A 14752-nucleotide genomic window follows, 5' to 3' on the forward strand; every position below is an offset into this window, starting at 1 on the left:
AGGCCATGCCATTGCAATAGCGTGTGAGCTGTAGCAAGCCATAAAAAAAAGCTCCTGTTTCAGGAGCTTTTTTTACTTGCGGGCTTACGCCCCTATCTGCTGCATCAGCTCAGCGCGGCTAATCCAGCGCAACCCCAAACACATACACATCCACGCCATTCGCTGGCTTGATCACTGTGGCAGGAATCGCCACGCCACTGCGCCAGTTATTCACGGCTTCCTGCTTGCCAGCGCCCGTCACCAGAAAAATCACCGCCCGTGTATGACTCAAGCGACGCGCACTGATGGAAACGCGCTCCGCAGGTGGCTTGGGCGAATTGTAGACGGGGAACGCATCCACGCTGTCGTCCCACACATGGCCGGGAAACAGGCTCGCCGTATGGCCATCTTCGCCCAGACCCAGCAGCACCAGGTCAAACTCGCCCACGCCGTGCAAGGTGTTGGCATACTCAGCAGCACCTTCCACGGGGCCACGCTCAGCGGGAATATCGTGTATCTGATCCGCAGGAATCGCCACATGATCCAGCCATGCCTGGCGCGCCATCAGGCTGTTGCGCTCCGGGTGATCCACAGGCAGGCAGCGGTCATCATTATGAAAAACATGCCACTTGCTCCAGTCAGCCTTGGCATGACGCAGCAACTCATACACTTGTTTTGGAGTATTACCGCCCGCCAGCACGATGGTAAACGCCCCGCGTGCAGCTATTGATTCTTCTGCCAGCGCTAAAATCTGCTGCAGGGTTGCTTCATTAATCGCCTGTTGTGATGTAAATGTGTGCCAACGACTGATTTGTCCATTTAACACTAAACTTTGGGTGGAGTTTTTCGTCATACCTGAAACCTTTGCTATACAATAATGGCCACATACAAGAGCTCATAAAGCGCTCGTATGTAAGTAACATATCTCAACAAGAGATGATGACACATCATCCCGATCAAGGAAAATCAAATGAAAATTGCAATGCTAGGTTTGGGCAAAATGGGCGGCAACATGACACGTCGTCTTCTGAAGAGCGGTATTCAAGTTGTGGGCTTTGACTTCAGCCAGGAAACCGTCAATCAGATTGCCTCAGTCAATGGCATGATCCCTTCTACCTCGGTAGCAGACGCCGTTGCCAAACTGGATGGTGAATCCCCTAAAATCGTATGGCTCATGCTGCCAAGCGGCGACCCTACTGAAAATCAGATCAAGGACCTCGTCCCCCTGCTGAACAAAGGCGACATCATCGTCGACGGCGGCAATTCGAATTACAAGCACAGTCAGCGCCGCGGTGCCTGGCTGGCTGAACAAGGCATAGGCTTCATGGACTGTGGTACCTCCGGCGGCATCTGGGGCCTGGAAAACGGCTACTGCCTGATGACCGGCGCCACCCCTGAAGTTGCCAAGGTACTGGAGCCTGTGATGAAAGCCCTGGCGCACGAAGACCGTGGCTGGGCACACGTAGGCCCTGTCGGCTCTGGCCACTTCACCAAGATGCTGCACAACGGTATTGAATACGGCATGATGCAAGCCATGGCTGAAGGCCTGGACCTGCTGAAAGGCAAAGAAGAGTTCAACCTGGACCTGGCACAAATCACCGAACTGTGGCGTCATGGTTCCGTCGTCCGCAGCTGGCTCTTGGACCTGACCGCTGAATCCCTGAAGGTTGACCAGACCCTGGAAAACATTGCCCCTTACGTGGCTGACTCCGGCGAAGGCCGCTGGACCGTGGTAGAAGCGGTCGAGCAAGGCGTAGCCGCCCCGGTATTGACCGTGGCACTGCAAGCACGCTTCAGAAGCCAGGACTCCAAGGGCTATAGCTACAAACTGCTGTCCCTGATGCGTAATGCATTTGGCGGCCACGCTGTTAAAACCAAGTAATCGGGTTTAACCAGCAGAACAAAAGGGCATCCGCCACAAGCGGTGCCCTTTTCGTTTTTTTGCAGCATCCCGTTCGCAGTCGGGACAAATCCGCCTCAATCACGGTAAAATCACGCTAATTCATTAATTTGCTATCAACGGAAGCTTTGAACACATGAAACAAATCGATCCTTGTACCCTGGTTCTGTTTGGTGCCAGCGGCAATCTGTCCCGTGTCAAACTCATGCCCGGCCTTTTCCGCCTCGACGCCCTCGGCCGCCTGCCTGAAAAAATGGCGATTCTCTCCGTTGGCCGCAGCGAAGTCAGCCTCGAAGCCTGGCGTGCCGACATCAAGGGCATGCTAGATGCCAAATTCAAAAAGGGCTATGACCAGAAGGTCTTCGAACGTTTCATCGCCCGTAACTTCTACCACGCCAACCCACCGACCGACCCCAATGCCTTCGCCAAAATGAAGGACAAGCTGTCGGACGAAGCCACCTTCCCGCAGAACCTCGCGTTCTTCCTGTCGGTGCGCCCATCTGACTTTGCGCAAGTGGTAGACCAGCTGGCCGAAGTCGGCCTCACCAATGAAGACAAATACTGGCGCCGTGTAGTGATCGAGAAGCCATTTGGCACCAACCTGCCATCCGCCAAGGAGCTGCAAGCCTCCATCAGCAAGCACCTCAAGGAAAGCCAGATCTACCGTATCGACCACTACCTCGGCAAATCTGCCCTGCAAAACATCCTGCTGCAGCGCTTTGCCAACACCGTGCTCGAGCCAATCTGGAACAGCGAATACATCGACCACGTGCAGATCACCAACACCGAAATGCTGGGCGTGGGCGACCGCACCCAGTTTTACGATGCCACCGGCGCCCTGCGCGACATGATTCAGAGCCACGTGCTGCAAACCCTGGCGCTGACCACCATGGAGCAGCCCAAAGACCTGAGCCCCGACGCCGTGCGCGCCGAGAAGATCAAGGTACTCGAAGCCATCCGCCCGATTCCGGTCAATGACATTGAGCACCACGCCTTCCGCGCCCAATACGCCGCAGGCGAAATCAACGGCGAAAAAGTCCCCGGCTATCTGGAAGAGCTGGGCGACAGCAGCAGCGTGGTCGAAACCTACGCCGCGCTCAAGCTGTTTATCGACAATCCACGCTGGAAAGGTGTGCCGTTCTACATCCGCACCGCCAAGCGCCTGCACGAAGCCGACACCCGCATCTGCATCCGCTTCAAAAAAGCCCCACTGCAAATCGGCAATGGCCAGCATCAAAACTGGCTCATCATCGGTATTCAGCCACGCGAATGCATCAAGCTCGAAATCGAATCCAAGATTCCCGGCCTGGACATCAACACCCGCACCATTGAGCTCGACGCCGCCAACCGCCAGGACGGCGACGAAACCGTCGACGCCTACGAGGCCCTGCTGCTCAACCTGATGGAAGGCGACAACTCGCAATACCTGCACATCAGCGAAGTAGAAGCTCAATGGCGCCTGGTAGACCCCGTGATCGAAGCCTGGGCCAAGGACCGCAAGCCTGTGCACCAATACCCGGCTGGCAGCCGCGACCCAGAAGCCTCCAAGCTCATCTTCGAGCACGAAGACCAATTCTGGCGCTACTCCATCCAGCTGGGCGGCGACGCACATTAATCCCTATAACGGCACAAAGCGGAGCCCCGGCTCCGCTTTTCACATATTCAAGAGAACCCTATGAGCATCAAATCCGATAAATGGATACGTCGCATGGCCGAACAGCACGGCATGATCGAGCCCTTCGAGCCCCAGCTGGTCCGCGAACTCAACGGTGAAAAAATCGTCTCCTTCGGCACCTCCAGCTACGGCTACGATATCCGCTGCGCCGACGAATTCCGCGTATTCACCAACATCAACAGCACCATCGTCGACCCCAAGAATTTCGACCCGCAATCCTTCGTCGAAGTCTCCGGCAAAGGCTACTGCGTCATCCCCCCCAACTCCTTCGCCCTCGCCCGCACCGTAGAGTACTTCCGCATCCCCCGCAGCGTACTCACCGTCTGCCTGGGCAAATCCACCTACGCCCGTTGCGGCATCATCGTCAACGTCACGCCTTTTGAGCCTGAGTGGGAAGGCTACGTGACCCTGGAATTCAGCAACACCACCCCGCTCCCCGCCAAGATTTACGCTGGCGAAGGCTGCGCCCAGGTGCTGTTCTTTGAATCCGATGAAATCTGCGAGACCTCGTATAAGGATCGTGGTGGGAAGTATCAAGGCCAGGTAGGCGTCACACTGCCTAAGATTTGATGGGAACACGCCCGGCATAGCAACATCTGCCAAACTGGACATAAAAAACGGGAGCCTAAGCTCCCGTTTTTTATTGCATCGCCGTCATCGTGATGATGACAGCCAGTCACCTGCGTTTAGCGATTGCAAACGTACATGGTGACTTCAAAGCCGAAACGCATTTCAGTAGCTTCTGGTTTGGTCCACATGATGCTCTCCTTGAATATTGATTGGGTACTGCACGGTTCCCATCATAGGGCCATCCGCTGAACTGCACAGCGGTAATGATCATGAAACTGCACTCAGTAAAATCATGATGCCCGCCAGATATGCACAGCTCAAAGAGGCGCCATTTCCGTTATCTGGGACTCCACTTGTCCGGGAACAGGCGCAGGCTCGTCTTGCGCAGTAAATCGCATCGGCAACCGTAGTCGGGCTTGCACTGGCTTGCCCTTTTGCAAGGGCGGGGTAAAACGCCAGCGCACAACAGCCGTGGCTGCTGCCCAGCCAAATTCGGCTTGGTCCGCCTCTACGATACGAGGGAAATGCACTGCCCCCTTCTCATCCAGCACAAACTCAATGATGGCCAAGCCCGATTTATTCTCTTTTTTGAGATTGAACGGGTAAGCAGGCATGGGCTTGTAAAGCGGCACTGGCAAGGCATCGAGGTCCGACAACTTCACCAGAAGCGAAGGATTCTTTTCACTAGCGCGCAGCAGGCGCAGCGCATCATCATCTATCCAGGAATCCCGCTCATCCTCATCAAACACATGCTCCATCTTGAAAACGCTGTAAATCGGCTGCCCCTGACGCATCGCTGGCTCAAATTTCCACGATTGCATCATGGCCTGTGTTGCTGCGCCAAAGTCCGCATGGGTCGCACTTACTACCTCGGTTTGACGGACCCGCCCATCAGGATCAATCATAAAAAAAATGGTCGCCTTGCCCTTTACTCTCTGTTTCAACAGCTCATAGGGATAAACCGATGCGCCCGCCACCTTCACCACTGGCGGCTGGTCATATTGAAACGCAGGCTGAAGTTTTTCACTCGGCTTCGCAGGAATCTTGAAAGGCAATACCCCCTCAAACGCCAACAAACTGCCAGGGGGGTTCTCGAGAGAAAACGATAGAGGCTGGACCGCTCGCACTTCAACAGGCTTACCCCTGAGTTTTGCGGGCTCCCAGAGACTTTTGAGAATAGCGCTTACCGCAGCCGCTTCAAGCAAAGGGTGCGCAGAAGAAAGTACCTGGATATCCTTTACGGTGCCATCCTTCCTGATAACAAAGGAAGTCTTGACCGTCCCGACATTTCCATACTTGCTCAGCGCCTTCGGGTAAGCAGGCTTGATGAGCTTCACATTTTTTGCCATCTCATCAAAGCCTTTGTTAAACACAATTGGCATCAGAGCCTTACGTTCTGCCGGGTCACCCTCATTTGCTGGACTTAGGCGGTACCGCTTCACTGCATTCAATGCAGATTGCTCAAAAACCGGGTGTGATGATTTCTCCACCTCTGCTGCAATCACATTTCCAGCAGCATCCACCGTTACAAGCACGACAACTTTCCCAGGGAGCGTGGCAAACTTAAGTTCTGGAAAATCATCAAGATCAAGATTGGGCGTCTCCAGAAATTTCATTGGCGACACAGGCGCATCTTCAGCCCTCACCACCTGCGACGGCACAAACACCCCCAGCCATAATGCACAGCGGAGGCAAGCCATTATTGAATTTGCCTTCTTTTTCATCACCACCCCTTTGATTCGATGCCTGGCAAATGGCTTGGCGTTATATGTTTTCATTCAGTCGCCCAGAGGCAAAAAAACGGCCAGCGATTGCGCAACGCGCAATAACTGACCGCAGGATACTACCCCTGAAACAAGATAGCCGTCTAGCTGGCAAAGTCCCCATCACGGGTGCCATCCGTGTATACCCCATCGACATACGTACCACCGGAGTAAACACCGCCCTGCCCCTTCAGAATCGAGAAACTGCCTGAGTCACTGTCAAACACCAGATCATCCAGGCTGATGTTCTTCAGCAAGACATTGCCACCATCGGCAAAGCTGATCAGCACGCCCTTCAGGCTGCTGTCGGGGAAGCTGCCCACTTCAAAATCACTGGTGTCAAAGGTGGTCGACTCATCCACATCCGCGGTATCCGCATCGTCTTCCCCAAAATGCCCTGTGATCTGCAAACGATCGCTCGTCACCGTGACAACGCCAGCGGTTTTGGTGGAGGTGGTGGAGAAGTCGGTGATGATGTCAAAGCCAACGCCGTCATCGCCAATCAGGAACAGGTCATTGCCCTTGCCGCCGGTCAGCTGGTCGTTACCGGCGCCGCCCAGAATGGTGTCGTTGCCGTCACCACCCAGCAGGGTATCGCTGCCACTGCCACCAGCGATGGAGTCTGCGCCAACACCGCCATCGACACTGTCGTTGCCGTCGCCCGCGACGATGGAGTCGTCTCCAGCTCCGCCAAATACCTTGTCGTTGCCAGCACCCGCATCAATGGTGTCGTTGCCGGCATCGCCCAAAATGGAGTCATTGCCGTCTCCGGCGCTGACGCTGTCATCGCCCATACCGGCATTGATGGTGTCAGCACCAGCCCCGGCGGTCACAGTGTCATTGCCTGCGCCCAGCGTGATGGTGTTATTGCCATCGCCTGTGGTCACCTGGTCGGCACCGCCAACCGTATCCTTGGTTTCGTCCGTCACAATGGTGTTGTTGCCAGCGCCAACGGTGATGGTGTCGTCGCCATAGCCCGTGTAAATCTTGTTGGCACCATCCCCCGCCGTGACGCTGTCGTTGCCACGGTAGGTGGTGATGGTGTTGTTACCGTCGCCCACCTCGACAGTGTCGGCGCCGCCCAGGGTGTCACCTGCCTCGTCGGTGACGATGGTGTTATTACCATCTTCCGCAGTGATCGAGTCATCCCCATAGCCCGTGTAGAGCTTGTAGGTTCCGTCACTACCCACAATGGTGTCGTTGCCGCGGTAGGTGTAAACGGTATAGCTCCCGGACGGGATACTATCCACATTTCGACCCAGGCGAACATAATCATCGCCATAGGTTGTTGTATCTTTTGCGTCGTCGGCGTAGATCACAGCGGAAACTACGTTCGAAACAGAGGTTCCACTTGTACCGGACATGCCCACTTTGATGGTATCTGAACCTGAGCCGCCGTATACAGTGACCTTGGCATTATTCGGACCACTTCCGTAAGTTCCATAACCACGCGCATAAAGGTAATCGTCTCCAGCTCCACCATATAGAGTGTCACTTCCAGCATGAGAAGATATCGAGTCATTCCCGTCTCCGCCACGGATCAAATCGTTTCCACTAGAGGACGTTATTGTGTCATTCCCATCACCACCATCGACAGAGTTGTTTCCTGCACCGGCAATAATCCTATCACTACCCAATCCACCTAAAATCGTATCATTCCCATTGCCAAGTGAAATAGTGTCATCGCCATCTCCCGCATCCACATAATTACCGGAATAGGTTTCTGCCGATGAATCCAGAGAAACACTGTCATTGCCTGCCCCCAGATACAGCTTGTTGGCACCCGCACCGACCACTACCGTATCCACGCCAGCCTCACCGTAAATGATGTTCTTGCCATCGCCCACGGTAATCGTGTTGTTACCTTCATCCGTCGTCAGACTGGTGGTTTTGTTATCGCCACCATAAATGGTGTTGTTGCCACTGCCTGCACTGATGGTGTCATCACCCAGACCGCCAACAATGGTGTTGTTACCGGTGAGTGCGGTAATGCTATCCGCGCCTTCGCCACCCAGAATGCTGTCGTTGCCACCACCGCTGAATACCGTATCGTCACCGCCGCCTGCATCAATCTTGTTGGCAAACAGATTGCCCAGCAGGATGTTGGCCTCATCATCCGCCGTGATGGAGGCCGTTTTGGCGGCCGCATTCAACACCGCATCGTTGTAGCTGCTATCCATCACAATCGCCTTGGAGGACACCGCCACCTTGCGCGTGCCGTTGTCATAGATCACGGCATTCGCCAGCGAGGCGCTGTCGTCGATCAGATCTTCGCCATCCTCCAGATAGCTGAGCAGCGTCTGCTCGGCATACACGGCGGCCTCAGCGCCTGTACCTCCATAAATCGTATCTATAATCCCTTGAAACTCGGGCCGTGTTATTGCCATCTCTCTCATCCTTTCGTGCGTTTTATCGTGTCACCACGGCGGGTCTGGTTGTCGCGTCCGCAGCGTTGGTAATTGCCAGGCAATTCCGCTGGTAACTGCTCAACTAAAGTCCCCCTCACGGGTGCCATCCGTGTATACCCCATCGACATACGTACCACCGGAGTAAACACCGCCCTGCCCCTTCAGAATCGAGAAGCTGCCTGAGTCACTATCAAACACCAGGTCATCAATGCTGATGTTCTTGAGCAGCACATTGCCACCATCGGCAAAACTGATCAGCACCCCCTTCAGACTGCTGTCGGGGAAGCTGCCCACTTCAAAATCACTGGTGTCAAAGGTGGTCGACTCATCCACATCTGCGGTATCCGCATCGTCTTCCCCAAAATGCCCGGTGATCTGCAGGCGATCACTCGTCACCGTGACAACGCCAGCGGTTTTGGTGGAGGTGGTGGAGAAGTCGGTGATGATGTCAAAGCCAACGCCGTCATCGCCAATCAGGAACAGGTCATTGCCCTTGCCGCCCGTCAGCTGGTCGTTACCGGCGCCGCCCAGAATGGTGTCGTTGCCGTCACCACCGAGCAGGGTATCGCTACCACTGCCACCGGCGATGGAGTCTGCGCCAACGCCGCCATCGACACTGTCGTTGCCGTCGCCCGCGACGATGGAGTCGTCTCCAGCTCCGCCAAATACCTTGTCATTGCCAGCACCCGCATCAATGGTGTCGTTGCCGGCATCGCCCAAAATGGAGTCATTGCCGTCTCCGGCGCTGACGCTGTCATCGCCCGTACCGGCATTGATGGTGTCAGCACCAGCCCCGGCCGTTACAGTGTCATTGCCTGCGCCCAGCGTGATGGTGTTGTTACCATCACCGGTGGTCACCTGGTCGGCACCGCCAACCGTATCCTTGGTTTCGTCCGTCACAATGGTGTTGTTGCCAGCGCCAACGGTGATGGTGTCGTCGCCATAGCCCGTGTAAATCTTGTTGGCACCATCCCCCGCCGTGACGCTGTCGTTGCCGCGATAGGTGGTGATGGTGTTGTTACCCGAGCCCACCGAAACGGTGTCGGCGCCGCCGAGCGTGTCATTCGACTCGTCGGTGACGATGGTATTGTTACCATCCGTGGCTGTTATGGAGTCATCACCATACCCGGTGTAAAGCTTGTAGGTGCCTTGAACACCCACAATGGTGTCGTTGCCACGGTAGGTGTAAACGGTATAGCTCCCGGACGGGATACTATCCACATTTCGACCCAGGCGAACATAATCATCGCCATAGGTTGTTGTGTCTTTAGCATCATCTGCATAAATGACAGCTGAGGCTACCCGCCAAGCACTGTTACCTGTCGTGCCAGTCATGCCAACTTTTATCGTGTCTGAACCTGCGCCGCCGTATACCGTGACCTTGGCATTATTGGCGCCGTTTGAATTGGTCTCATATCCCCGCGCATAGAGGTAATCATCCCCTGCGCCGCCGTAAAGTGTGTCACTACCAAAGCCGGAAGATATCGAGTCATCCCCCTCCCCCCCACGGATAAGGTCATTATTACGCGCCGAAGAAATCGTGTCGTTACCTTCACCGCCATCTACAGAGTTGTTACCTTCATCAGCATATATTTCGTCATCCCCCGCCCCCCCCAAGACCGTATCATTACCATTGCCAAGTGAAATAGTGTCATCGCCATCGCCCAGATCAACATAATTCCCGGCAAACGTTTCCGCCGATGAATCCAAAGAAACACTATCATCACCCGCCCCCAGATACAGCTTGTTGGCACCCGCACCAATCACTACCGTGTCCACACCCGCTTCACCGTAAATGGTGTTCTTGCCATCGCCCACCGTGATGGTGTTGTTACCTTCATCCGTCGTCAGGCTGGTCGTCTTGTTATCGCCACCATAAATGGTGTTGTTACCGCTACCTGCACTGATGATGTCATCACCCAGGCCGCCAACAATGGTGTTGTTACCGGTCAGCGCAGTGATGCTATCTGCACCCGCACCACCCAGAATGCTGTCGTTGCCACCACCGCTGAATACCGTGTCATTGCCCGCGCCTGCATCAATCTTGTTGGCAAACAGATTGCCCAGCAAAATGTTGTCCTGCGCATCTGCCGTAATAGAGGCCGTTTTGGCGGCCGCATTCAACACTGCATCGTTGTAGCTGCCATCCATCACGATGGCCTTGGAGGATACAGCCACCTTGCGGGTGCCGTTGTCGTAGATCACGGCATTCGCCAGCGTGGCGCTATCGTCGATCAGATCATCGCCTTCCTCCAGGTAGCTGAGCAGGGTTTGCTCGGCATACACGGCAGCTTCAGCTCCCGTGCCTCCATAGATGGTATCGACGATGTCTTTAAACGCTGTGCGGGTTATTGCCATTGTTAATCTCCTGATACTGGTAAGCGAAAAATTTCCATTCGGCCATGCTCGGCTGCTGGCAGCGAGAATGTCAGCTTTCTGGCGTAATCCATTTCATGCAAAGCACAATCATCTGAATAACCTCGATCACACATATCAGCACCCAAAGCAAAACAGCCAGTCGTACAAGTCCGCCCAGCAAAGTGCTTTTCACACCTGCCAGAATGGCCGGTAAGCTCCTGAGATAACCAAGTAACCATGCCATCGTCATGCGGCTTCTTCTGTTAGCAGTTCACGCAGTCATTCCCGGGTGAGCCTGAGGTAATCATTCAAATGAAATGGGCAAGCCCGTTCTGCAAAAGGGTCAAAAAAACATCCCCATACCTACGTGACTGCTACAGAAAAAAAACCCTGATGTCGCCACCAAGGTTTTTTATGATTCCGGGTGAAATACCCGGCAAAAGGAGAGATTTTCGGGAATAAAAAACAGCTAGCGGGACATGGCAATGCGCTCCTCGCTGACTATCAGCCAGCGTCCATTACGCTCCTGCAAGGCAACGGCCTTGCGCACCGTCTGCGGCTGGCTGGCCACCATCTGCGTCTGCGTAAAAATTCCATACACCTTGTTGTTCTCTACCTCGATGGTCAAATCCGCAATATGCATGGCGGTATTGGCGCCCTCCTTCAGCTCGCGGCGGCGCTTCTGCTCCCACTGGCTGCGCGTCAGTCCCTCTTCGTTCACATAGTCCGCCGCATAGCTGTTGAAATACACCTGGCTGTTGCCATTCAGCATGGCGTTGATCCAGTTATCAATCGCCACCTTCACCGCTTGCCGCTTCTCCGCATCCGCCCGTACCGCAGGGTCCGTGCTCTTGAGGTCGGCTGCCAGCAGCTCGTCCATCAGGTCGGTGTTCTTCGCTGTCATTGCCTGGCTGAGTCGGGCAATGTCACGGTCGGTGGCCTGCACCGCACGGGTGGCCTGTTGCCGCACCAGGGCAGCTGCCTTGCGGTAGCTGGCTTTCTTCTCGTAACTGGGCCCCTGGTCAAAGTCGTAGCGCAGCATCAGGGTCATGGCCTGTCCGAAGTATTGTTCACGCAGCTCGGCATCCAGGCTCGCCAGCAGGGTCAGCTGGTCATTGGCATCACTGCCGGTGAGCCGCACGCTGCTGCCCAGCACCAGCGTGTCACGGGCGGGGCGAATGCCGGGGCTGTAGAACACCGGGCCGCCATGCGTGAACTGCGCCACGCTGTTGTTGGTGAGGTCGCCAAATTCCCGCACGAACTGGGCACGCAGTTCCACCCCGGCGTTGTAGTCCGGCTGCTGGATATTGAGCAGGACCTTGCCGCCAAAGCCTGCCCGGTAAGAGTCGTAAGTCTTGCGGCCTATGCGCAGGTTGATGGCGCTGTCGGTACTGGTCATTTCCCCCGGAGTGTAATAAGTCGCCCCACTCACATCGTAATCGCGGCCTTTCTCGGTATAGCCATCTTCATTGATCCGGTTGTAGCTGAGCATACCAATGGGGACGACGGTCAGGAGGTCATTCACCATCAAGGGCCAGCCGGCATCGACCTTGGCGCTGAACTGCCAGCTTTCGTGGTTGGCTTCAGCGCTCTGCCCCAGCGCAATACGCTCGGTGGCGTAGGTGTTGCGGGCCAGGCCCAGTGCACCGTTCACATACCAGGGATCGGCATTCCAGGCGCCGTAGACCAGGCCCATGTAGCTGTTGACGTTGGTGCGGTGCGCATCGGTGTAGCCGCGGTTGTCGATGTTGCCGTAGGCGTACGCACCCGCGAAGCCTGCGCGCAGGGTGTCGCTGCTACCGACCAGGCGGTCCATGCCGGCGGCCATGCCGGTGGAGGTGCCAGTGTAGCCATCGACGTTGTTGCGGGTGTCCTGGGTACCAATACCGCCAAAGCCCTGGAACCAGATGCCCGCGCCGCTGGGTAGCTTGCCGTCGACCGGCACGCGGGGTTCGCCCTTGACCTGGGCAAGGTAGGTGTCGAACAGGTGGCTTTCGACTAGCCCCAGCACGCGGTCGCTATGTTGCAGCGTCATGCGCACCAGGCTGTTGTTAACCTCCGGGCGCAGCCGTTCGGCAGCCCGTTTGAGGTCTTCTGCGCCCAAGGCCTGAATCTCCTGCTGCAAGGCCACCAGACCACTATCACTCCCGCTGTAGTTCATCAGCACGTTGACGGCGTTATTGCCGGCCGTCGTGACATTGAGGTAATCGGGTATACCGACGCGGGCGGTGAGGATAATGTCACCAGTGCTGTCGCTGCTGCTGAGGTTGACGATGGCGCCAGGGCCAATGATGATGGGGTCACCGCTGCTGTTGGTGGCAATGGTGAAGGTATCGCCAGTGCGGAAGTAATAGTCCTTGGCAGAGACCACCACGGTGCTGTCACTGGCAAAGGTGCCTTGACCACTGATACTCAGCCCGCCGTTACCGGCGCTGTTGATACGCAGATTCAGCACCGAGCCGCTGTTGAAGGTGGCATCGCCGTTTACGGTCAGCGTCGCATCCCTGATCACAATACTGCCGTTGTTCACCAGGTGACCCGTGATCGTGCCTATGCTGTCCTGGTTAACGACGTCCGTGCCCGAAGCCAGTATGCCCCTCAGCTCACCATTCACGATCACCTCATCGGCGATCATGCTGCCACCAAAAATCACCCGATTGGAAGCCAGGGTAATGGTGCCGCCGCTGACATCAATCACCTGGCTAGAATCAGAAAAATTCCAGGTCGTGCCGTAGGCGTTAAGTTCACTCAGCCCGATCCAGTTGCCGCTGGCCGTGCAGCCTGATTCGTTAGCACCACAATAGATATTGAAAACATTGCTGCCCAGACCGTTAGTCGTGATGTCGAAATTGGGGTCACTGGTTCCGCTCGATGGGCCTGTAGTATATCCGGCATAAGCATTGATGGTATTGACCGACTCGGCCACATCGTTGATGGTGATGCTGCCTCCAAACTGCCCCATCTGGTTAAAGGTAAACGTCCGGCCACCAGCGATCAGATATTCAGTAGTGGAGACCCCACCGCTGACACTGGTCACTGCAGTGGCGCTCTGGTCCACGTAGATATTGCTGTACATTGTGGCCGCACCATCCTCAACCAGGATTTGTCCATTGTTGAGCACATGGTTGCCTGAGCCCAGGTAAATATTGCCGTATATGCTCCCAAGATTATTGATCACGCTATCGCGCGGCCCGACATCACTGGCGCTGTAGGCCAGCACCAGGCTGCTATCCAGCGCTTGCGCGGCCTTGAGCAAGGGGTCGCTGTCCACCACCAGCAGACTGCCGGTGATCATGCCGTGGTTATTGATTACCGTCATGCCCGCCGAAGTCACGGTGGCATATTGCGTGCCGTCCAGCACCGAAGGGGCGGTATAGGTGGCACCCCCATAACTGGCAATCGCCCAGTGACCCGCCGTATAACTTTCGTCAGCGGCCCCGGTAAAAATCGGGGAGGAGGCATTGCTGATATCGTTGTAATTATTGATGACCAATTGTTGCATGCTGCCGTAAATGGCCGCAGAAAACTCGCCGCGCCCCTCTATCACGCCTCTGCGCGGGTTTACTCCGGTCATGCCATCATAAAGATAGGTGTTATTGATAGTGAGTTTGCTGGTGCCCGCATCCCCATAGATGGCGGCATCCACGCCGGCTGTACTGCCGTTGTTAAGCAAGGTTCCATCCGCCGCTGCGGTGAAGAGGATACTGGTCGGGTTTTGCTCCGTGTAGGTCACGGAAAAACTGCCAAAGTCTTCGGTCGTGGTGTAATAGCCGCGGGCGCTCTGGATGACACCGGTATTGTTGATGGTGGCTTCCCCACTGCCCCCCGTCAGGCTCACCGTATGGCTGGGCCCGGTATTCGCCAGAGTTGGGTCATTGCTGATCAAGGTCTCCACCGCCTTGTCCACGCTGGTATTATTCAGCACCACATCGGCCGTGCTATTGTCCAGCACGGTCAGGCCGACCTGATTGCCCGTGTTTTCTGAAGTCCCGCTGCAGCTGAACGTCCCATCGCCATTGTCGGTGCAGGCCGCGTACCCGGCAGCGGGCAGACTGAAAAAGCTGATGGCCAGCAGCGCACGCCAATGCTTGGGTGACAT

The 14752-nt window shown here is 55.8% G+C and carries 10 protein-coding genes; 3 read left to right on the forward strand and 7 right to left on the reverse strand.

Going from position 1 to position 14752, the window contains the following annotated elements; genetic code table 11:
- Positions 1–118: 118 nt before the first annotated feature.
- Entirely contained in the window at positions 119–832 is a 714-nt protein-coding gene (gene pgl, locus LG203_RS05200) for a 6-phosphogluconolactonase (RefSeq protein ID WP_230344796.1), read from the reverse strand.
- Between the two features lie 117 nt (positions 833–949).
- Here pgl and gnd point away from each other — a divergent pair, with 117 nt between their 5' ends.
- From gnd to dcd, 3 genes are all read left to right on the forward strand, one after another.
- Positions 950–1861: a phosphogluconate dehydrogenase (NAD(+)-dependent, decarboxylating) gene (gene gnd / locus LG203_RS05205; protein ID WP_230344797.1), complete on the forward strand. Its 912-nt coding sequence runs from the start codon at positions 950–952 to the stop codon at positions 1859–1861.
- A 154-nt stretch (positions 1862–2015) separates the two neighbouring features.
- Entirely contained in the window at positions 2016–3494 is a 1479-nt protein-coding gene (zwf, locus tag LG203_RS05210; RefSeq protein ID WP_230344798.1) for a glucose-6-phosphate dehydrogenase, read from the forward strand.
- Between the two features lie 60 nt (positions 3495–3554).
- Positions 3555–4124: a dCTP deaminase gene (gene dcd, locus LG203_RS05215; RefSeq protein WP_013441934.1), complete on the forward strand. Its 570-nt coding sequence runs from the start codon at positions 3555–3557 to the stop codon at positions 4122–4124.
- Positions 4125–4240: 116 nt separating this feature from the next.
- Here the strand turns inward: dcd and pqqA are convergent, their stop codons facing one another.
- The 6 genes from pqqA to LG203_RS05240 form a co-directional block, all read right to left on the reverse strand.
- On the reverse strand, positions 4241–4312 hold the full coding sequence (pqqA, locus tag LG203_RS14335; RefSeq protein ID WP_013440845.1) for a pyrroloquinoline quinone precursor peptide PqqA: 72 nt from the start codon (positions 4310–4312) through the stop codon (positions 4241–4243).
- A 129-nt stretch (positions 4313–4441) separates the two neighbouring features.
- Entirely contained in the window at positions 4442–5902 is a 1461-nt protein-coding gene (locus LG203_RS05220) for an energy transducer TonB (RefSeq protein WP_230344799.1), read from the reverse strand.
- A gap of 89 nt (positions 5903–5991) precedes the next feature.
- Positions 5992–8274, reverse strand: coding sequence for a calcium-binding protein (locus LG203_RS05225; RefSeq protein WP_230344800.1), 2283 nt, complete (start codon positions 8272–8274; stop codon positions 5992–5994).
- A 99-nt stretch (positions 8275–8373) separates the two neighbouring features.
- Positions 8374–10653, reverse strand: a complete 2280-nt coding sequence (locus tag LG203_RS05230) for a calcium-binding protein (protein WP_230344801.1) — start codon at positions 10651–10653, stop codon at positions 8374–8376.
- Positions 10654–10723: 70 nt separating this feature from the next.
- Positions 10724–10903 carry a hypothetical protein gene (locus LG203_RS05235; RefSeq protein ID WP_230344802.1) on the reverse strand — a complete coding sequence of 60 codons (180 nt, stop codon included), beginning with the start codon at positions 10901–10903 and terminating at the stop codon, positions 10724–10726.
- Between the two features lie 219 nt (positions 10904–11122).
- On the reverse strand, positions 11123–14752 hold the full coding sequence (locus LG203_RS05240) for an autotransporter outer membrane beta-barrel domain-containing protein (protein ID WP_230344803.1): 3630 nt from the start codon (positions 14750–14752) through the stop codon (positions 11123–11125).

Source organism: Methylovorus mays (assembly GCF_020531915.1).
GTDB classification, from domain to species: Bacteria; Pseudomonadota; Gammaproteobacteria; order Burkholderiales; family Methylophilaceae; genus Methylovorus; species Methylovorus mays.